Origin of the sequence: Sulfitobacter brevis, from assembly GCF_900112755.1 — a bacterium.
Taxonomy (GTDB): Bacteria; Pseudomonadota; Alphaproteobacteria; order Rhodobacterales; family Rhodobacteraceae; genus Sulfitobacter; species Sulfitobacter brevis.
In genome coordinates this window covers 131,157-151,875 of the sequence record NZ_FOMW01000008.1, presented here as the reverse complement: position 1 = coordinate 151,875, position 20,719 = coordinate 131,157, and the positions used below count along the sequence as shown (strand labels likewise).

Annotated in this window: 19 protein-coding genes; 10 read left to right on the top strand and 9 right to left on the bottom strand. The window is 59.2% G+C overall.

Annotation, left to right across the window (positions count from 1 at the left end):
* Window positions 1-7: 7 nt before the first annotated feature.
* The 10 genes from BM174_RS12490 to BM174_RS12445 all read left to right on the top strand — a co-directional run bounded on the left by BM174_RS12490 (window position 8) and on the right by BM174_RS12445 (window position 9,826).
* Entirely contained in the window at window positions 8-970 is a 963-nt protein-coding gene (locus BM174_RS12490; RefSeq protein ID WP_093924191.1) for a type II secretion system F family protein, read from the top strand.
* A gap of 12 nt (window positions 971-982) precedes the next feature.
* Complete coding sequence (locus tag BM174_RS12485) at window positions 983-1,966, top strand: type II secretion system F family protein (RefSeq protein WP_177209474.1); 984 nt, start codon at window positions 983-985, stop codon at window positions 1,964-1,966.
* Entirely contained in the window at window positions 1,966-2,547 is a 582-nt protein-coding gene (locus BM174_RS12480; RefSeq protein WP_093924190.1) for a tetratricopeptide repeat protein, read from the top strand. Before BM174_RS12485 ends, BM174_RS12480 begins: the two co-directional genes overlap by 1 nt.
* A 60-nt stretch (window positions 2,548-2,607) precedes the next feature.
* Window positions 2,608-3,465, top strand: a complete 858-nt coding sequence (locus BM174_RS12475) for a tetratricopeptide repeat protein (protein WP_093924189.1) — start codon at window positions 2,608-2,610, stop codon at window positions 3,463-3,465.
* A 4-nt stretch (window positions 3,466-3,469) separates the two neighbouring features.
* Window positions 3,470-3,964 (top strand): prepilin peptidase, encoded by a 495-nt coding sequence (locus BM174_RS12470; RefSeq protein ID WP_093924188.1) that lies wholly within the window; start codon window positions 3,470-3,472, stop codon window positions 3,962-3,964.
* Between the two features lie 78 nt (window positions 3,965-4,042).
* Window positions 4,043-5,350, top strand: coding sequence for a P-loop NTPase family protein (locus BM174_RS12465; protein WP_093924187.1), 1,308 nt, complete (start codon window positions 4,043-4,045; stop codon window positions 5,348-5,350).
* A complete protein-coding gene (locus BM174_RS12460) occupies window positions 5,347-6,159 on the top strand; it encodes an NAD(P)-dependent oxidoreductase (protein ID WP_093924186.1) in 813 nt (270 codons plus the stop codon). The genes BM174_RS12465 and BM174_RS12460 overlap by 4 nt, the downstream gene beginning before the upstream one ends.
* Before the next feature lie 78 nt (window positions 6,160-6,237).
* The gene (locus BM174_RS12455) at window positions 6,238-8,691 is read left to right on the top strand and encodes a ligase-associated DNA damage response DEXH box helicase (RefSeq protein ID WP_093924185.1); all 2,454 of its coding nucleotides are present in this window, start codon (window positions 6,238-6,240) and stop codon (window positions 8,689-8,691) included.
* A gap of 41 nt (window positions 8,692-8,732) precedes the next feature.
* Window positions 8,733-9,407, top strand: coding sequence for a ligase-associated DNA damage response endonuclease PdeM (pdeM, locus tag BM174_RS12450; RefSeq protein ID WP_093924184.1), 675 nt, complete (start codon window positions 8,733-8,735; stop codon window positions 9,405-9,407).
* Window positions 9,404-9,826 carry a PaaI family thioesterase gene (locus tag BM174_RS12445; RefSeq protein ID WP_093924183.1) on the top strand — a complete coding sequence of 141 codons (423 nt, stop codon included), beginning with the start codon at window positions 9,404-9,406 and terminating at the stop codon, window positions 9,824-9,826. The genes pdeM and BM174_RS12445 overlap by 4 nt, the downstream gene beginning before the upstream one ends.
* A gap of 3 nt (window positions 9,827-9,829) precedes the next feature.
* Here the strand turns inward: BM174_RS12445 and folD are convergent, their stop codons facing one another.
* From folD to BM174_RS12400, 9 genes are all read right to left on the bottom strand, one after another.
* A complete protein-coding gene (gene folD / locus BM174_RS12440) occupies window positions 9,830-10,720 on the bottom strand; it encodes a bifunctional methylenetetrahydrofolate dehydrogenase/methenyltetrahydrofolate cyclohydrolase FolD (RefSeq protein ID WP_093924182.1) in 891 nt (296 codons plus the stop codon).
* 103 nt (window positions 10,721-10,823) lie between these two features.
* On the bottom strand, window positions 10,824-12,500 hold the full coding sequence (locus BM174_RS12435) for a formate--tetrahydrofolate ligase (RefSeq protein WP_093924181.1): 1,677 nt from the start codon (window positions 12,498-12,500) through the stop codon (window positions 10,824-10,826).
* 43 nt (window positions 12,501-12,543) lie between these two features.
* Complete coding sequence (locus tag BM174_RS12430; protein WP_425442362.1) at window positions 12,544-13,218, bottom strand: MOSC domain-containing protein; 675 nt, start codon at window positions 13,216-13,218, stop codon at window positions 12,544-12,546.
* Window positions 13,219-13,383: 165 nt separating this feature from the next.
* A complete protein-coding gene (gene ftsH / locus BM174_RS12425; protein ID WP_093924180.1) occupies window positions 13,384-15,297 on the bottom strand; it encodes an ATP-dependent zinc metalloprotease FtsH in 1,914 nt (637 codons plus the stop codon).
* Between the two features lie 103 nt (window positions 15,298-15,400).
* A complete protein-coding gene (gene tilS, locus BM174_RS12420; protein WP_093924179.1) occupies window positions 15,401-16,657 on the bottom strand; it encodes a tRNA lysidine(34) synthetase TilS in 1,257 nt (418 codons plus the stop codon).
* Window positions 16,658-16,661: 4 nt separating this feature from the next.
* Window positions 16,662-17,510, bottom strand: a complete 849-nt coding sequence (gene ybgF, locus BM174_RS12415; RefSeq protein WP_093924260.1) for a tol-pal system protein YbgF — start codon at window positions 17,508-17,510, stop codon at window positions 16,662-16,664.
* 19 nt (window positions 17,511-17,529) lie between these two features.
* Window positions 17,530-18,069 carry a peptidoglycan-associated lipoprotein Pal gene (gene pal / locus BM174_RS12410; RefSeq protein ID WP_093924178.1) on the bottom strand — a complete coding sequence of 180 codons (540 nt, stop codon included), beginning with the start codon at window positions 18,067-18,069 and terminating at the stop codon, window positions 17,530-17,532.
* Between the two features lie 96 nt (window positions 18,070-18,165).
* A complete protein-coding gene (tolB, locus tag BM174_RS12405) occupies window positions 18,166-19,488 on the bottom strand; it encodes a Tol-Pal system beta propeller repeat protein TolB (protein WP_093924177.1) in 1,323 nt (440 codons plus the stop codon).
* The gene (locus BM174_RS12400) at window positions 19,485-20,717 is read right to left on the bottom strand and encodes an energy transducer TonB (RefSeq protein ID WP_093924176.1); all 1,233 of its coding nucleotides are present in this window, start codon (window positions 20,715-20,717) and stop codon (window positions 19,485-19,487) included. Before BM174_RS12400 ends, tolB begins: the two co-directional genes overlap by 4 nt.
* Between the last annotated feature and the right edge of the window lie 2 nt (window positions 20,718-20,719).

Sequence of the window (20,719 nt, the reverse complement as noted above, 5' to 3'; positions counted from 1 at the left end):
AAGTGCCATGAGCGCCGAACCAATCATTTACGGTCTGATCTTCATCGGGGTTCTGGTGCTGGTCGAAGGCCTATACCTTGTCGCCTTTGGCAAATCCATCAGCCTCAACAGCCGCGTCAACCGCCGCCTTGAGATGCTGGAAAAAGGCGCCCGCCGCGAAGAGGTTCTCGACAAGCTGCGCAAGGAAATGCAGCAGCATATGTCGGCGAAATCTATCCCGCTCTATTCGCTGTTGTCTGAAAAGGCGCAGAAAGCCGCGATCGCCTTCAGCCCGAAACAGTTGATCATGATCATGGGTGGCCTCGCCGCCGTGGCCTTTATGGCTCTGACTATTGGTACCGAAACTGAGCCACCCGTGCGTGCCCTGCTGGCCGTGGGTATCGGCGTTGGCGGTGTCTATTTCTGGGTATCGTCCAAGGCAAATAAACGGATGGGCATGATCGAAGAGCAATTGCCCGATGCGGTTGAGCTAATGGTGCGGTCCCTGCGAGTCGGGCATCCGTTTAGCAGCGCGATCTCTATTGTTTCGAAAGAAATCCAGGATCCGCTCGCCTCAGAATTTGGTGTGATCGCCGACGAAAGCGCCTATGGCCGCGATGTGGGTGAAGCCCTCAAAGACATGGCCGAGCGCCTGGACATGCAGGATTTGCGCTTTCTCGCGGTTGCTGTGACCATCCAGCAGCAATCGGGAGGCAACCTCGCTGAAATTCTGGCCGGTCTGGCAAAGGTGATCCGGGCACGCTTCCGTCTGTTCCGCCGTGTCAAAGCTATCACGGCCGAGGCGAAGTGGTCGGGCAAGTTTCTCTCGGCTTTTCCAATCGTCGCCCTAATCGTGATCAACGTCGCCGACCCGCACTATTATGATGAAGTGCGCGATAATCCGATGTTCATCCCGGCCTGTTTCGCCGTCGGTATTTTCCTTGCCGTGAACCTTCTGGTGATGCGCGTACTCACCGACATCAAAGTGTAAGGAGCATTAACGATGGAATCCCTAACACAAATTACTGGTCAACTTGACGCGATCCTCGGGCCAATGGGGCTCATCATTATCGTGGGGGTGCTGGGCCTGACTTTGGTCGCCTTTACTCTTGTGATGATGCTGCGCCAGCCCGAAGATCCGCTGTCAAAGCTCAAACGGTCAAGTACAGTTACTTCCTCGACCGAGCGGGCGCAGCTGCGCCAGTCCGACCGCAACGAGCAGCTGCAAAAGTTCGCAAAATTTCTTGAACCCGAAGACGTTGCCGAACTTTCTGCCAAGCAGTTGCTGCTGCGGCAAGCCGGATACCAGTCCCGCGATGCCGTGCGCATGTTTTATTTCGCACAGTTTACTCTGGCGATCATCGGTTTGATCTTGGGGGTCGTCTATACCAACTTCCTTGGCGGTGGCGAAGGCATGAGCACGCAAAAAACAATCATGTGGACCATCGGGCCGGGTGCGATCGGATACTACCTGCCGAAATATTGGGTCACTCGACGCGTTGGCGAACGCAAAAAGCAGATCGAGAGCGGCTTTCCTGATGCACTTGATATGATGTTGGTCTGCGTCGAAGCGGGACAGTCTTTGGATCAATGCATTGTCCGTGTCGCCCGCGAGCTGCGTGCCTCCTACAAAGCATTGGCCGACGAATTCGAAGTCGTCGCCTATGAGATGAAGGCTGGTAAAGACAAGGTTTCGGTCTTGAATGACATGGGCGAACGCTGCGGCGTGCAGGACGTATCGTCCTTCGTGACCGTTCTGGTGCAGTCGGCTGCTTTTGGTACCTCTATCTCCGACGCGCTGCGGGTATATGCGGCCGAAATGCGTGATAAACGTGTGATGAAAGCCGAAGAAGCCGCAAACAAGTTGCCAACCAAGATGACCCTCGCCACAATGATGCTGACGGTGCCGCCGTTGCTCATCATTCTCGTTGGTCCTTCGGCGCATGGCATCACGCAGTTGGGCAATATGACAGGACCAGGTCAGTAATGAAACCAGCCATCAGGCGCAGTCTTCTTTGCGCTCTGAGCCTCGTATCGATTTTCGGATTAACCGCCTGTTCCAAAGGCGGTTTTTCCACGCGCGGTAATGACAACCCCTACGCTCCTGGCGTGAACCAGCGCGCCGAAGCTGTGGATGGCATCGAAGTCGGTCACCGTCTGATGGCCGCGGGCCAGTTCGAGCTTGCGATCAAATCTTTCAACCGCGCCGCCCTCGCCCAAGGCATCGACTCTGAAATCCTGTCGGGTTTGGGCAGTGCAAATCTGGGGCTCGGCCGCTTGGGCCAAGCCGAAACACTGTTGCGCCGTGCCGTAAAAGCGGATGAAACCCAACCCGAGACATGGAACAACCTCGGCGTTGTGTTGATGGAAAGCGGAAAAACACCCGAAGCGGTGCACATTTTCCGAAAAGCCTATGCATTGGATAATGGCGAAAGTGACGCAATCCGTGACAATCTTCGCTTAGCACTCGCAAAATTAGAAAATTCTGTTATCACCGATGTAGAAGAAGAGAATTATAAATTGGTGCGGCGCGGCACGGGCGACTACCTGATCAGCTCTAATCTCTGATCTGCCTTCACGCCTGCGAACGACACCAAATCGAGGCAGAGCAGTAAAGAGGACGCAAAAATGCGCCACCCCGTTATTCTGGCCGCTTGCATTGCAAGCGTCACCGCTTTGGCAGGCTGCGGTGAAAAAAATGGCAACGCAACGGTTCAACGTGCCTTCAAGGACGTGAACGTCGTAAACGACGCCAATCTTTCCGACGTGATGTTGACGGTGGCAGACCCAAACGAAGCGGTCTCCTACTTCACCCGCTCGCTCGCCGAGGACCCTACCCGCATTGATCACCAGCGTGGTTTGGCCCTGTCTCTCGTGCGCGCTAAACGCGTCACCGAAGGCGCGATCGAGTGGCAAAAAGTCACGAAGATGCCCAAAGCGACCCCCGATGATCACATCGAATACGCCGATGCGCTGATCAGATCCGGCGATTGGATCAAAGCGGAGAAAGTTTTGAACGGCGTGCCCCCCACCCACGAGACCTTCGCGCGTTACCGTCTTGAGGCGCTGGTCGCGGACAGCAAACAAGAATGGACCAAGGCCGACAGTTTTTACGAAACCGCCGTCGGGCTGACCACTACGCCCGCTTCGGTAATGAACAACTGGGGCTATTCCAAACTGACACGTGGCGACTATAAGAATGCCGAAGTGTTATTCTCTGACGCGATCCGGCAAGACACCACACTGTTTACCGCCAAGAATAACCTCGTGCTCGCCCGTTCGGCACAGCGCGATTACACCCTGCCAGTCATTCCGATGGACCAGACCGAGCGGGCGCAGCTGCTGCACACAATGGCATTGAGCGCGATCAAACAGGGTGATGTCGAAACCGGCAAAACTTTGTTGCAGGAAGCGATTGATACCCATCCCCAGCACTTCGAAGCCGCCGTCCGTTCGCTTCGAGCGCTTGAAAACAGCAACGGCTAGGGCGATGGCACTCTCTGCCGCAACTGCTCTATGGTTTCTGCCCTTTGTTCTGCCAATCTGTCTCTACGTTGCGTTCACCGACATGGCGCAGATGCGGATTACCAATCAGGCTGTCGTGGCGCTGGCGTTGGTTTTTATCGTGCTCGGCGTGTTCATTTTGCCTTTCGAGACATATCTGTGGCGGCTCTCGGGGCTGGTTATCGTCTTGGTTGTGGGAATGGTGCTTAATTTCGCGGGCGCACTTGGCGCTGGTGACGCCAAATTTGCTGCCGCCGCCGCGCCCTATATCCCAATCGGGGATCTGCGGTTTGTCCTCGCATTGTTTACCGCCGTGCTTCTCGCCGCGGCCATTGCCCATCGCGGCATCAAACGCACACCACTACGCCAGCTCGCGCCACATTGGGAAAGCTGGGCACAGACCAAGAAATTCCCCATGGGCCTCGCGCTTGGCCCGACACTGGCGATTTACCTTATTCTAGCGGTGCAATTTGGAAACTGAATTTCCATATTCACGCCATCTTCAACCCTCATGGTGCAGGGTGACGCTTGCCCGCCCCCCGGCTTTAGGAGTTGCTCTATGAACATGCAGCCAACCTCGGTAGTGGCCCCGCCGCCACCAAAGCGGCTTGAGGATATGAAGCTCCCCATCGTCATGATGCGGGATATTTTGCTCAAAACGATCTTCCGCAAAAACGTTGATCTGGTCAGTGACTTGGCCAAGGCGATCTGCCTGCCGGTTCCGGTGACGCAAGAGCTGGTGGATATGGCGCGCACTCAGCGTTTGTTGGAAGCAACAGGCACATTGAACGCCAATAACGGCAATGAAATGGGTTATCAGCTGACCGACGCTGGCAAGGCGCGTGCCCTCGATGCGCTGGCCCAGTCGGAATATTTCGGCGCGATGCCGGTCCCGCTTGATGTCTACCGCGAACAGGTCGCGCGGCAATCTGTGCGAAACCTCCAGATCACCCGCAGCCAGCTCACCGGCGCGATGGGTCATCTGGTCCTGCCCGACAGCCTGCTGGATCATCTCGGCCCCGCGGTCTCTGCGGGCCGCTCGATCCTGATGTACGGCCCTCCCGGAAACGGGAAATCCTCCATCTCCAACGGTATCCGCGACGCGCTCGGCGATCAGGTCTACGTGCCCCGCGCCATTGAATACGCCAGTCAGGTGATCACGGTTTTCGACCCGATCGTGCATGTGATCGCCAAAGAAGCGGAGCAGGACCCGACCTCGCTGCGGCGCGTCACCCGGTATGATGGCCGTTATGTCTGTTGCGAACGACCCACAGTTATCACGGGCGGTGAACTGACAATCGACATGCTTGACCTGGTGTATAACCCGACAGCACGCACCTATCAGGCGCCGCTCCAGCTCAAATCAACCGGTGGCATTTTCATCGTTGACGACCTTGGTCGCCAGAAAGAACCGCCGCAGAGCATCGTTAACCGCTGGATTGTTCCGCTCGAAGAGGGCAAGGACATTCTTGCATTGCAGTCGGGTGAAAAATTCGAAGTTCCCTTCGATACACTGGTGATTTTCTCCACCAACTTTCATCCGAACGAGATCTTTGACCAAGCGGCCCTGCGCCGGATCTTTTTCAAGATCAAAATCGACGGCCCCAATCAGGAAAACTTCCTGAAAATTTTTGCCATGGTCGCCCGAAAGCGCAAAATGGCGCTCGACGAGGCTTCGTTGGTGCATCTGCTCAAGGTCAAATACCCGACCATCGAAAATGTTTACGCCAACTATCAGCCAATCTTTCTAATCGACCAGATGATCGCGATCTGTGATTTTGAAGGCATCCCCTATCAGATGTCCCCCGCCCTGATTGACCGTGCTTGGGCCAATATGTTTGTCAAAGATGAAGTTATCGTAAAATGACACTGTCACCTGCCGTGACGGCTCGGATCGGCGTGGCGGGCTGCGGGCGTATGGGTGGCCCGATGCTGGACGCTTTGCGCGCCGCTGGCTTCGACGCAATCGGCTTTGATGTGGTGTCGACACCTTACGAAGGTGTCACCTCCGATGCTGCCGCGTTCCGCGCGCACGTCGAAATATTGATCGCTGTCGTTCGCGACATAGAACAAACCGACGCCGCGCTGTTTGAAACGCAGGGCTTCGCCACGGCGCCCAACCTCAAACAGATCATAGTCTGCTCCACACTATCCCCCCGCTATGTTCGCGCCCTGCGTGACCGTGTCCCGCCTCACGTCTCGCTCATCGATGCCCCTATGTCAGGCGCACAAAACGCCGCCCAAAATGCCAGCCTTTCCTTCATGCTTGGCGGGAACCGAGCCGAGCTTGACGCCGCACAGCCGCTCTTCAACGCGATGGGCAAACATTTCCACCATATGGGTAAATTCGGCAACGGCATGCAAGCCAAGGTCCTCAACAACTTGCTGGCCGCCTCCCACACCGCGATGACACGGCTGGTGCTCGACTGGGCAGATGACGCCGGATTGGACAGCAACAAGCTGCTCGACCTGATCCACACATCTTCGGGGCAAAACTGGCTCGCCTCCGGCTTTAACGAAATCGAATTTGCCAAACACGGCCATGCACCCGACAATAGCATCGGCATCTTGGTTAAGGACGTGCAAAGCGCGCTTGATGCCGCGCCCGAAGGTGCAGACACCACTCTGCCCGAAACTGTCCAAGCCCGGATCCGCGCGCTCACGTCCCGAAACTAGGGCCCTGTTCAGTTAGCCGATTAAACTCCGGGGGTCGGGGGGCTGGCGCAGGGTCGAAGCCATGCTACCTTCCCTGATATGCGCGCCTTACCCCCTAAATTTAACAACTGGTTTGCCACCAAAGGCTGGTCGATCCACCCGCACCAGCAGGCCATGCTGGACCGCGCCGATGCGCCTGCCCTGTTGCTCATCGCCCCTACCGGCGGCGGCAAAACGCTGTCGGGCTTCCTGCCTACCCTGCTCGATCTCGCCGAAGGCGGGCATGAGGGCATGCACACACTTTATATCTCGCCGCTCAAGGCCTTGGCCGCAGATATCAAGCGCAACCTGACCACGCCGGTTAAGGAAATGCACCTGCCGATCACGATTGATGAGCGTACCGGTGACACCCCGCAAAGCCGCCGAAAGCGTCAGCGCGCCGATCCGCCAAACATCTTTCTGACCACTCCAGAAAGCCTTGCTCTGCTGGTCAGTTATCCCGACGCCGCGCATATGTTCAAAAACCTCAAACGCGTGGTGATCGACGAAATTCATGCGCTGGCCGAATCCAAGCGCGGCGACCAGATGATGCTCGCACTCGCCCGCCTGCAAACCCTCTGCCCCGCTCTCAAACGCGTGGGCCTTTCCGCCACGGTCGAAGACCCCGCCGCCATCGCCCATTACATGGCGCGCCACCCCGATCCGTGCGAAGTTCTGCTCGCTGATCCCGGCCCCGCGCCGGATATCTCGATGCTGACCACCACCGAAGCGCCACCTTGGTCCGGCGGCGGCGCCGCCTATGCCATCCCCGCCGTGCTCGACCAAATTCGCCAACATAAAACCACGCTGATCTTTCACAACACCCGCGCCCAAGCGGAAATATTTTTTCACAACCTATGGCTCGCCAACGACGATCATCTTCCGATCGGCATCCATCACGGCTCGCTGGATCGTACCCAGCGTGAAAGGGTCGAAGCCGCGATGGTGCGGGGCGACCTTCGCGCCATCGTCTGCACCGGTTCGCTCGATCTCGGGATCGATTGGGGCGATGTCGATCTTGTCATCCAGATCGGTGCGCCGAAAAATGTCAAACGGTTGGTCCAGCGGATTGGCCGCGCCAACCACCGCTACAACGCCCCGTCAAAAGCCCTTTTGGTCCCCGCAAACAGGTTCGAAGTCGTCGAATGTGTGGCAGCGCTTGAGGCCGTCCTCGAAGGCGCGCTGGATGGAGAACCGCGCGGCCCCGGTCCGCGTGACGTCCTGTGCCAGCACATTCTAATCGCTGCTGCGGCGGGCCCGTTTGACGCAGATGCGCTCTACCGAGAAGTCACTTCTGCCGGAGCCTACGCCGCCCTGTCGCGCCCCGATTTCGATGCCTGCCTCGATTTCGCGGCCACTGGTGGCTATGCGCTGCGCGCCTACGACCGCTGGCAACGCCTGCTTCAGCGCCCCGACGGCCTTTGGCAATTGCGCGACCCCCGCGCGGCGCAGCGCATCCGGATGAACATTGGCACCATTCAGGATACCGACACCCTCAAAGTGAGGATGCGGCGCAATCGTGGTGGCAAACCTCTGGGCGAGATCGAAGAGGGCTTTGCCGCCTCTCTGACGCCTGGTGATACCTTCTTGATCGGCGGCCAAATCGTCAAATATGAAGGCCTGCGCGAGATGACCGTCGAGGTCAGCCGCGATTCCGCGAAGAAGCCCAAGATCGCGACCTTCATGGGCACCAAATTTGCCACCTCGACCCAACTCTCCGCCCGCGTGCAACAGATGTTTACGGCCCCCAGTTGGCCCGAATTGCCTGACCACACCGCCCAATGGCTTCACTTGCAACGCGAGGTCAGCGAGTTGCCGCAGCCTGGCCGCTTGCTGATCGAGAGCTTTCCACATGACGGGCGGGCGCAAACCGTCATCTATGGCTTTGCCGGACGCAATGGGATGCAAACGCTCGGGCTTCTTCTGACCAAGCGCATGGAGGAGCTGGGCCTGCATCCACTTGGTTTTGTCTCCACCGATTATGCCACCCTGATCTGGGGGCTCGATCCGATCACCGATCCCGCGCCGCTCTTTGATCTTGGCGCCCTGCAGGACGGTTTGGACACTTGGCTGGCGGGCAACGCAGTAATGAAACGCACCTTTCGCGCCTCCGCAACGATCGCAGGGCTGATCGAGCGGAACACCCCCAGCGCCCGCAAATCCGGACGGCAGGCGACGTTTTCGAGCGACATCCTCTACGATACTCTTCTTCGCTACGACCCCGACCATTTAATGCTGGAGATTACCCGCGAAGAAGCCCTGCGCGGTCTCGTCGATTTTGGCCGCATCGAAGAGATGATCACCCGCATTGACGGCCGCATTGATCACCGTGTTCTGCCCCGTGTCACCCCGCTTGCCGCCCCGCTGTTCCTCGAAATGGGCCGCGTCCCTGTTAAAGGTCAGGCCGAAGAGCGCTTGCTCGCCGAAGAGGCCGCCCGCCTGATGGAAGCTTCCGGTCTGGCTCAGATCACCCCACCGCCATCCGACAAGCCGCACTGGCGCGCCAAGCCCTAAGCCCCCTTGCCAAATCATGCCTTTTGAAACATGAACAAAGGATGAACGGATATCAATTCTCATTCGCGTCCACCCATTTCACCGCCCTAGGGAGCGGTGCACTTTATTGGGCCGCGCAGAGCCTGCTCTGCGTCAGTGACCTGCACTTGGGAAAATCCGAACGCATCGCGCGGCGCGGTGGGGCTACACTGCCGCCGTATGAAACCCGCGATACGCTGACTCGGCTCGCGGCAGACATCGCGCTCACCGAGCCGGATATCGTGGTCTGCCTCGGCGACAGTTTCGACGATCTCAATGCCGCGCTCGCCCTGCCCGAAGCCGAGCGTTCGTGGCTCGCACGCCTGCAAGCCGGACGTCGCTGGATTTGGATTGAGGGCAACCATGACCCTGGTCCGGTCGAGCTTGGCGGCACACATTTGCGCGAATTAAATCTCGCGCCGCTGACATTTCGCCATATTGCCCAGAAAAATGCCCGCGCCGAAATCTCCGGCCATTATCATCCTAAAGCTTCGGTCCAGCTTGGCGGACGCCGGATATCGCGCCCCGCGTTTCTGGTGGACAGCGACCGGATGATCATGCCCGCCTACGGCACATATACTGGCGGATTATGCAGCACATCACCTGTGCTCGAAGCCTTGATGCTGCCGGCAACCTGCGCAATCCTGACAGGTGCCACACCCATCGCGATTCCCCTGTTTAGAAAAGTATCCTCATGATCCAACCGGCTATCGATCGCATCCACCGCAGCTTTGACGCGCAAAGCATGATGAAAACGCTGGGCGCATCATTGATCGAAGTGGCCGAGGGGCATATCCGCATCAAGGCGCCAATCCTGCCGACAACCCTACAACAACAGGGTTTCGGTCACGCGGGACTGACCTTTTCCATCGGCGATTCCGCCGCCGGTTTCGCCGCACTTACCCTGCTGCCATTGGATCAGGAGGTCGTCACGGCGGAGATCAAATTAAACCTGCTCGCCCCTGCCCGTGGCGACCATTTGATCGCGACGGGCAAGGTCGTGAAAGCGGGCAGACGTCTCAGCGTCGTCACCGCCGAGGTTCATGCGATAAACGGCCAGCAAGAGACGCTTATCGCTCTGCTGCAAGGCACCATGATTCCGGTACCCCTTGGCTGACGATCAGGCCGTCAGCCCCTCCGGCTCCTCCAACCCGTTCGCCCGACAGCAGGCCGTCACGGTATTGGCCAACAGGCAAGCAATGGTCATCGGCCCTACACCGCCCGGCACCGGCGTAATCGCCCCTGCCACAGCAGCACAACTGTCATAATCGGCATCGCCGACCAGCTTTTTCTTTCCGTCTCGCTCAATGCGGTTGATGCCCACATCAATCACTGTCGCGCCCGGTTTGATCCAATCACCCGGCACCATCTCGGGGCGCCCAACGGCGGCCACGACAATATCGGCCCGGCGCACCACCTCAGGCAAATCTTTAGTCCGCGAATGGGCAATCGTCACAGTACAGCTATCCCCCAGCAGCAATTGCGCCATCGGCTTGCCGACGATATTCGACCGCCCGATTACGACCGCATTCATGCCGGACAACGACCCGTGATGGGCACGCAACATCATCAGACAGCCCAGCGGCGTACAAGGCACCATACTCTTCTGGCCGGTGCCCAACAGCCCCACGTTAGATACATGAAAGCCGTCCACATCCTTCGCAGGCGCAATCGAATTGATCACCAGATCCTCGTCCAGATGATCCGGCAAAGGCAACTGCACCAGAATTCCGTGGATTTCAGGATCATTATTCAGGGCGTCAATCAGATCGAGCAATTCCTGCTGCCCCGTTTGCGCGCTCAACTTATGCTCGACAGACTTCATCCCCACTTCCAAGGTCATCTTACCCTTGGATCGCACATAAACCTCTGACGCTGGATCCTCCCCGACCAACACAACAGCCAGGCCCGGCGTAATGCCATGCGCTTCTTTCAGGCGCGTGACATGTTCGCCCACCTGCTCGCGCACTTTCGCTGCAAAAGCTCTACCGTCGATTACCGTCGCTGACATATCGTAAGGATCCCTGTCTCTTTCTGGCTAAAATATCCCCGCCGGAGGCAGAGGGGGGGTGGGCGGGGCGTCGGCACCGCCGCGCGCCGCACCACCCGACTTACTAGAACAAACCTTCGACGTCACCGTCTGCATTCAACCGGATATTCTCGGCTGATGGCACCCGTGGCAGGCCCGGCATGGTCATGATCTCACCACAGATTACCACGACGAAACCGGCCCCAGCAGAAAGGCGAACCTCACGCACCGGCACAGAGAATCCCGTAGGGGCGCCGCGGCGTTCAGGATCCGTGGTGAAGCTGTACTGCGTCTTGGCCATGCAGACCGGCAGATGGCCATAGCCCTGCTCTTCCCATTCTTTCAACTGGTTGCGAATTTTTGTGTCGGCCAAAACCTCGTCCGCACGATAGATACGCTTGGCGATAGTCTCGATCTTTTGGAACAACGGCATTTCGTCGGGATAGATCGGCGCAAAGTTCGCTGAATCACCATCGGCAATCTCGGCCACGCGGGTTGCCAGTTCGGCAGAACCTTCGGAGCCCAATTCCCAATGCCGGGACAGGATGGCCTCGGAGCCTTGATCCTTCACGTATTCCTTAACGGCCTGCACCTCGGCATCTGTGTCAGTGACAAAGTGGTTGATCGCCACGACCACCGGCACACCAAAGCTTTTGACGTTTTCGATGTGACGCCCAAGGTTCGCACACCCGCTTTTGACCGCATCGACATTCTCGGCACCGAGATCAGCCTTAGCCACGCCGCCGTTCATCTTCATTGCGCGCACAGTCGCCACAACCACTACGCAGGAAGGCGCCAAACCGGCCTTACGACACTTGATGTTCATGAACTTCTCGGCGCCAAGGTCGGCACCGAAACCCGCTTCGGTCACCACATAATCCGCCAGCTTCAGTGCGGTTGTTGTGGCAATGACCGAGTTACAGCCATGCGCGATATTCGCAAACGGGCCGCCGTGCACGAAGGCCGGATTGTTCTCCAGCGTCTGCACGAGGTTGGGCTGCATCGCGTCCTTCAACAGCACAGTCATTGCACCGTCGGCCTTGATGTCGCGCGCATAGATCGGTTTGCGCTCGCGGGTGTAGGCCACGATCATATCGCCCAAGCGCTTCTCAAGGTCTTTGAGGTTTGTCGCCAGACACAAGATCGCCATGACCTCGGAGGCCACAGTGATATCAAAACCAGCCTCACGCGGGAAACCGTTGGCAACCCCTCCAAGGCTCGCTGTGATGGTCCGCAAGGCACGATCGTTCATATCGAGCGCGCGACGCCACACCACGCGACGGGTGTCGATCTCAAGCGCATTGCCCCAATAGATGTGGTTGTCGATCATCGCCGACAGCAGGTTGTGTGCGCTGGTGATAGCGTGGAAGTCACCGGTGAAATGCAGGTTCATCTCTTCCATCGGCACGATCTGAGCATATCCACCGCCGGCGGCCCCGCCCTTCATACCAAAGTTCGGACCAAGCGAGGCTTCGCGGATGCAGACCGCTGCCTTCTTGCCAATCCGGTTCAGACCATCGCCCAGACCCACGGTTGTAGTGGTCTTGCCTTCGCCCGCAGGCGTCGGGTTGATCGCGGTCACAAGGATTAGTTTGCCGTTCGGATTGCCCTGAACGCTGTCGATAAAGGTCTGGCTGACCTTTGCCTTGTCATGGCCGTAGGGCAGCAGGTCGGCGCTAGAGATGCCCAGCTTTTCACCGATCTCTTGGATAGGGCGTTTTTTCGCTTCGCGTGCGATTTCGATGTCGGTCTTGAAAGCCATGTCAGTTCCCCTGTTGCCGCCTTGGGCGATGTCGTTGTGCCCCTCATACAGGGGAGGGGCTCATAGGCGACATGGCATTTCCGACATATCCACCACCCGATGCGGCGGCGGGCGGTGCTGCGGTTTCTTTTCGGAAACCGTTGTCCCTTAAAGGTGCGCCCAGACCCGCTGGTTCGGCACATGCAGCCGCAAAGTATCGCCCACGGCAAGTTGCCCTTCGCGCTCGATCCACCCCGTCACGCCACGCTTGCCGCGTGCGGCGGGTTTGAAGAGTTTTCCCTGCCCCGGTGCCACGGTTTCTATTTCGCGTGCAGGGGCCGTTCTCGACGTCCACAACAAGTGTTGTGCCACTCATGGTTTGCAAGCGTGAAGCAGGCGGCAGATGGGTGAAATCCGGTATCCCCTCCACCACGATCGACACCCCAAGCAGCGCCGGATCGAGGTCATCCACCCCCATCTCCGCGGCAATCTCGGCAATCTCTTCGACTGACAGGATGGAAAGCTGCCGCGTATTGCGGATTTCGGTACCTCGGGGATGTTGCTCTTTCACCCGCACACAAGCGCCGCGCGTTAGCCCGCCATGATAATCCCCCACGATCCCTGCGAAAGTGGCGGTCAGCGACTGAACCGATATCGAGCGGATGTTGCGCCTGTCTTGGGGGACCGTGCCAAGCCAGCGTATCGTGGCTACAAAATCTGTCGGTCTAAGCTCGGCCATGTCCATTCCTGTATACTGTTCAAACCGTGGTGCGCTCACGCTGGCAGAAGATGGCCAATCCCGCATCCGCTTGCAAGTGCAGCAACGAAACTCGCGCACTCCTAAACGCACAAGGCCCCGCAAAAGCAAGGCCTTGGTGTTCTAGTTTGCTAACGCTGTCCGGACTCAAACCGAAGGTTCAGGCTCCAAATCGCCGGCTGGCGGGGTCTTTTTACCCTTGGCCTTGGGGATCGCTGTGACGCTGGGCGCGTTGCCCTCGTCCGGACCGCTTTCGTCCTTATCGTCGGTCGGTGGCAGGCCGTTGATCACGCGCTTGATCTCATCGCCGGTCAGGGTCTCGTATTCCAGCAGGCCTTGGGCCAGACGCTCGAACTCGACTTCCTTTTCAGTAATGATCTGCATCGCATGGTCATAACCGTCCTGAATGAACTTCTGGACCTCCTTTTCCACCAGTTCCTTGGTGTTGGCCGAGACCGAGAAACCCGCCGTATTACCCTGATAGCCTTCTGCGGCTTCGGAATAATCGATATTACCAACCTTATCCGACATGCCCCAGCGCAGCACCATTGCGCGTGCCAAGGCTGACGCCTGCTGGATATCGCCCGCAGGACCGTTTGACACGGAATCAGGGCCGTATTTGTGGATCTCTGCCGCCTTGCCCGCCATGGTCATAGCCAAGCGCTGGTGGCATTCGTCCTTGAACATATTGAGGCGGTCCATTTCAGGCAGGCTCATCACCATACCCAGCGCACCACCGCGTGGAATGATCGTTGCTTTATAGACCGGATCACATTTCGGTAGGGACATGCCAACCAGCGCGTGGCCAGCCTCATGATACGCGGTCATTTCTTTCTGCTCGGCAGTCATCACCATCGAGCGCCGCTCGGGGCCCATCATGACCTTGTCCTTGGCCTGCTCGAAATCGATCATCGTCACGAAACGACGCCCGATGCGCGCAGCGGTCAAAGCCGCTTCGTTCACAAGGTTCGCCAAATCGGCACCTGAGAAACCGGGCGTGCCACGGGCGATGATGCGCAGATCAACGTCAGGGCCAAGCGGTGTTTTGCGCGCGTGTACGTGCAGGATCTTCTCGCGGCCTTTGATGTCGGGGTTCGGTACTGTGACCTGACGGTCAAAACGACCCGGACGTAGCAAGGCAGGGTCAAGCACATCACGACGGTTGGTCGCCGCAAGGATGATCACACCCTCGTTGGCCTCAAAACCGTCCATCTCGACCAGAAGCTGGTTCAAGGTCTGCTCACGCTCGTCGTTACCGCCGCCATAGCCGGCGCCACGGTGGCGACCAACGGCGTCAATTTCATCGATAAAGACAATGCACGGTGCATTCTTTTTGGCCTGCTCGAACATGTCGCGCACACGGGATGCACCGACACCGACGAACATTTCAACGAAGTCGGAACCCGAAATTGTGAAAAACGGCACGCCCGCCTCTCCCGCAATCGCGCGGGCCAGCAAGGTCTTCCCAGTACCGGGAGGGCCGACGAGCAAAGCACCTTTGGGGATCTTGCCGCCAAGGCGCGAGAATTTCTGCGGGTTGCGCAGGAATTCAACGATTTCTTCAAGCTCTTCTTTGGCCTCATCAATGCCAGCGACATCTTCAAAGGTCACGCGACCCTGCTTTTCGGTCAGCATCTTGGCTTTGGATTTGCCAAAGCCCATCGCGCCGCCTTTGCCGCCGCCCTGCATGCGGTTCATGAAATAGATCCACACCCCGATCAACAGAATGATTGGCAGCAGCGACATCAGGAAAGTCTGGAAGCCCGATTGCTGTTGTGGCTGCACCTTGATCGGCACGGAATTGTCGATCAGCAAAGAGGTAATCTCGGCGTCGTCCGGCTTGACCGTCACATAGTCGGTGCCATCGGCCCGGCGGAAGCGGACCTGTTCGCCATCAAGCGTCACATTGCGCACATCCCCCGATTTAACCGAACCGACGAATTCCGAGTAGCTTACCTCGTTGCTTTGCAGCGTGCCGCCTGATCCGTTGAACAGGTTGAACAGCGCTACAATGAGCACCAGCAGAACAACCCAAAAGGCGAGATTACGCATGTTTCCCAAAGAAACTCTCCTAACAGCGAGGGTCGCGCACAGATTGCGCTGACCATGATAGCACATCCCTCCGACGCACCCTGCCCATTAGATAGACATCATACGCCCTAGTTCAATGCGACAACAGGGCAGCAAAGAAAGCTTCTTCGCCACCATCGACGTGGGCATGCCACTTCTGACCCATAGCTGCAAGGGGGGCCGCGACAAGCCGGTCGCCCTTCCATACTGCCGGGGTCGATAAAAGCATCGCATGGGGGCGGCCTGTCGCGCGCCAGTCTGGCACTTGCAGCAGCCCGTCAGGCCCCAAGGCGCGCAGCGTGGTGTCCTCGGTGTCTTCCTGCGCGTCCGCTGGCGACACCCGCCAACGCCCGTCCCAAAGCGCATCGTGTGGCGCCGCGACATCGCGCACCGCGTTCAACTCACGGAAAATCCAGACCTTCCCCTGCGCACGGCAAACATGACAGCCATCAAGCGTTCCCGCTTGGCCGTCTCGTAGGGCGGTCATCAGATTTGCAATGGCCCCGCGACGGGGCGGATATTTGGCACCGCTGATCCACCCGATTGCATGGACCAAGAGCCTGCGTTGAATTTCCACCGGCATGATGCGCAGCTTGCGTTCGCAGATCACCACCGCGCCCGCATCGACCACCGCCGCGTCGCGGGCCGCTGTAAAGGTCTGCCAATCAAGTGCGCTGCGGGCCTCGGCCATGCTGCTTGCCACCGCTGCCAGCCCCTGGACGCCAATTCCTAAAGGGGCGAGCACCTCCAAGGCTTTGCGCACCTTGATGCGGTCGTAAGATAGGTCTTCGTTGCTGGGGTCTTCGGCCCAAGTGATGCCACTGTCGCGCAAGTGGCCGCGCAAATCTTCGCGGCTGGCCCCCAGTAACGGGCGCACCCACGTCAGGCCTGCGCGGGTTTTGCGCGCGGCCATCGCCGCCAGACCGTCCACGCCAGACTGTCGCGCCAGCCGCATCAGGACGGTCTCGGCCTGATCATCCGCGGTATGGCCCAAAGCGATGGTATCGATGCGATGGGTGCGCGCCCACTCCGACATCAGCCGGTAGCGGGCATCGCGCGCGGCGTTCTGGAGATTGCCAGTGCCGTCCCAGTCCTGCCAGTGCAGGGTGTCATGGGAAATTCCCAGCCCTGCGCAAAACCGGTGCACCATCTGCGCCTCGCCATCCGATCCGGCGCGTAACCCGTGATCGACCGTGACAGCCCGTAGGGTGATGTTATGCAGGCTGCACATCTGGTGCATCAAATGCAGCAGCGCCATCGAATCGCCGCCGCCTGACACCGCCACACCCACTCTCTCGGGCGGATGCGGCAAGAAGGCATCCGCAACCTGTTGAGTGAGGCGCAGCGGCATGGGGTTACGAACAGCCGAGTGTCAGTTTCTCAGTCTCGGCCTGAAGGGCGGCCGGATCGCCTGGGAACCGCAGCCCGACTTCGGACAGGGTCACGCAGGCTTCTTGGGTTTGATCGAGCTTGCCAAGCGCACGGCCCAGCTCAAACAGGGTCTGCGGTGCAATCGGACCGGTCGGATTGCTGCTGAAGCCTGCCAAAAAGGCACGCGCTGCTTCGCGGGTGTCGCCCAAACCGGACAATGCCTCGCCACGGCGCAACTCGGCTTCGGCGGCTAGCGGACCACCGGGGTAGGTCTGGTTGAAGGCCTCAAACTGGTCAGCGGCGGTGCGAAAGTCACCGGATGCGAGCGCCGCCTGCGCCCGCTCGAAATCGGCAGCTTCGCTTACTGCGAGCTCTGACTGGTTGGAAAGGGTAGTGCTGGGTGCCGATGGCGCCGTCACGGGGGGCGCCAGCGGTGCCGAAGTCGCGGTCTGTCCCGCGCCGCCCAGCGGTGTCATTTCGGGGAGCGCACCGATATCACAGGCCGGCTCCAGCTCGCAGAGACGGAAATTAAGATCGCCAAGACGGTTGGTGCCATCGCCGACCACCCGGTTGACGCGGTTTTCCAGCTCTTCGGTTTTCGATGTCAGACGTTGGAGTTCGCTCTCCATCGTATAGACCCGCTCCAGCACAGAACCGGCCCCGATCTCTACCGACGCCCCGCCTGTAGTGGACAATTCGCGGCGCAGCTTTTGCACCTCGACATTCAGCACAGTGAGTTCCTGACGCACATCCGCCAAAGTCTCGGCGTCCTGTGCACCCGCGACGACAGGGCTGATCATCACCCCTGTCGCCAAAACCATTAAAAAACGCATCTTCATAGGTCAGACTGTCCTAGCTTGTCAGGCCGCCCGCCAGAACGGTGACGGCACGGCGGTTCTTGGCATAGCAGGCTTCTTGCGAACACACTTCGATCGGGCGTTCTTTGCCATAGCTGATGATCCGCAGACGCGACGATGGCACGCCTTGGGAGATGAGGTATTCTTGCACGGCTGTTGCACGGCGCGCGCCCAAGGCGATGTTGTATTCGCGGGTGCCCTGTTCGTCTGCGTGGCCTTCGATCACGGCTTGGTAGTCGGAATTGGTCAGCAACCACCGAGCCTGCCCGTCGAGCGTTGAACGACCGATGTCGGTCAGGTTGGACTGGTCGACCAGAAACAACACACGGTCGCCGATGGCCTGCTGAAAATAGGCGGAGGATGCGGGATCGTTGGCGCTGCCGGGGATTACGCCGCTGTTGATGCCAGCCGAGCCGTTGGCGCCATTGGCACCAAGACCGTTGGCAGAGCCGTCTGCGCCAAAGCGATTGGGGTTGGTACAGGCCGATACGGCCAATGCGGCGATCAGAAGGGTGCCGGTAAGAATTCGTTTCATTTGTGCTGCCTCTCGTTCGTGGCGTTCTTGTTCTTTGAAATCTGTTAACACAGTGCTGCGGCTGAGGGAATTACCCTGTTGCCGCAGCACGCGTTGTTATTGCTGTAAGGGCGACCATGACGGGTCCGAGGCGCCTTCGGGGGTGCGAACCGGCCGCAGGTTGCGCCCCGAGATATCTACGGAGTAGAGCGAGGATGCGCCCCCCGCCCCTTGCGTTTCGCGGGCAAACATGATTACGCGGCCATTGGGCGCCCATGTCGGACCTTCGTCCAGAAACGACGCGGTCAGCAGACGCTCTTCGGAGCCGTCCAGACGCATCACCCCGATGTGGAAGCGGCCTTTGTTCTGTTTGGTAAAGGCCACCAAATCGCCGCGCGGTGACCAGACCGGCGTGCCATAGCGCCCTTCGCCAAAGGAAATCCGCGTCGGCTCGCCGCCAGTGGCGGACATAACGTAGAGTTGCTGGTTGCCCGAGCGGTCGCTCTCGAACACGATGCGGCTGCCATCGGGCGAATAGCTGGGCGCGGTCTCAATCGACGGTGTGTTGGTCAGCCGCACCGACTGGCCGGAGTTCACGTCCATGGTATAAATGTCGGTATTGCCGCCATTTGTCAGCGAATAAACCACCGTCTGGCCCGAGGGCGAGAAACGTGGCGCGAAGCTCATCGAGCCTTCGGCCCCTTCCAGCGCACGGCGCGAGACACTGCCGATGTCCATCACATAAATGCGCGGAAATCCGCTTTCATAACTGGTGTAGAGCACCCGATCGCCGGAGGGCGAGAACCGTGGCGCCAGAACGATCGAGCCGGATTCGGTGAGAAATTTGTTGTTGGCCCCGTCATAGTCCATGATCCCGAGCCGCTTTTTGCGATCATCCTTGGGTCCGGTTTCCGAGACATAAACCACGCGGCTGTCGAAATACCCGCCTTCGCCGGTGATCCGGCTATAAACCGCGTCGGCCACTTTGTGGGCCATGCGCCGCCAGCCGTCCGTGGTGCCGGAGAACTGCAGTCCACTGCCCAACTCAGCGCCGGAAAACACGTCATAGAGCCGGAATTTCACGTTGAGCGTATTGCCCGAAACATTGACCGCGCCTGTTACCAGCGCCTGCGCGTTGATCGCCTTCCAGTCGGCATATTGCACGGGCGCGTTAAAATCGCTGACCGTCGAGATGAAGGCCGAAGCGGGCACTTCGCGAAACAAACCGGTGCCGATCAGATCTTCGGCCACCACGCGGGCAAGGTCGTTCGCCATCTGGCCCGATTCACCGCTTTCGGGTTGAAAGCTCGGCACCGCAAAGGGCAAAGGCTCGATCACGCCTTCGGTGATTTCGATCCGCAGCGGCCCGTCTTGGGCCTGTACGGGACCGACAAAGGCACAGACCAGCGCCAGAATAATGCTCAGGAACCTCAGTGTCATTTGATCCGCATCCTTTCGGGATTAAAGGTCATCTCGATATTCTGCCATTGGCCGAATTTCTCGACGGGAAGTGTATAGCCTTTTGTACCGCACCGGATAATGGCGCGGCGGGCGGCCTCAAAGGCCTGTTTGGCGGCAGCGTCTGTGCCGCCGGAACTGCTTTCCAACCGGATAGTGCCGGTATTGGGCGTGCCGTCTTGGTTCATCGCAACACTGACCACAACGGTCGTGCGCAGCGCCTCGGATGAGAGCGATCCTACGTTCCAGCAAGCCGATACCGCAACCCGTAGCGATTCCTTTTCGCCTGCCGACAGGGGCGGACCACTGGGCGCGGCCTTGGCAGGCGTATCGCTGGCCGTTTGCGACGCGGCGACCGCAGCCGCGATGGCAGCGGCATCTACATCCACAGGCTTGTCTGCCGGTTTCTCGGCGGGCTTGGGCTTCTCGACCGGTTTCTCGGCGGGCTTCTCAGCTGGCTTTTCTGCGTGTTTCTCGACTGGTTTCTCAACAGGCTTATCTGCTGGTTTCTCTGCGGGCTTTGGTGTCTCGACCGGCTTTACTGCCTCGGCCACTTGCGGCGCTGGCGCGCTTGGGCGTTTGCCGGGCGGGCGCGGCGAGGCAGCCGGAGCCTTTGCAGCTTCGGTTACAATCTCGGTTGTCGCCTCTTCAGGGGCCTGCGCCTCTTTAGGTTCTTCGACAGTTTCGCCCTCGGCATCGGGGGCCACGGCCTCTTGCGGTGTCTCTGCCGGTGCAACGTCAGGCTGGGGCTGTGCCACGGGTTCGGGGGCCACACGCTCCACAGGACGCGGCACTGCAACGGGGGCGATATTCGGCGCCACAACAACCACATCGCCCACAGGCTCGTCCATTACCGGCGGCGTGTCGGTGACTTCGGCCTCGGGCGGCGGGGTGGTTTCGGTGATCTCGGGGGCCACATCGGGGGGCGGCGTTTCGGTTTGGACCGGCGCGGGCTGTTCGATCACCGCATCAGGAGCGGCCACAACTTCGGGGGCCTCGGGTGTGGCTTCGGGGGCGCTTGGCTGGGCTACGTCAACCACCGTATCGGGGGGCTGTTGCGCGGCCAGCAGCGCGTCGAACTCCGCGCCCGTAATCACCGAGACTTCGGACATCTCGAAGGGGGGCGGCTCAGACCGGAAGACGCCACCAAACAGCAGCCAAAAGATCAGCGCTGTGTGGCCTGCGCCAGAAATATAATGACCTGCGTGCACGT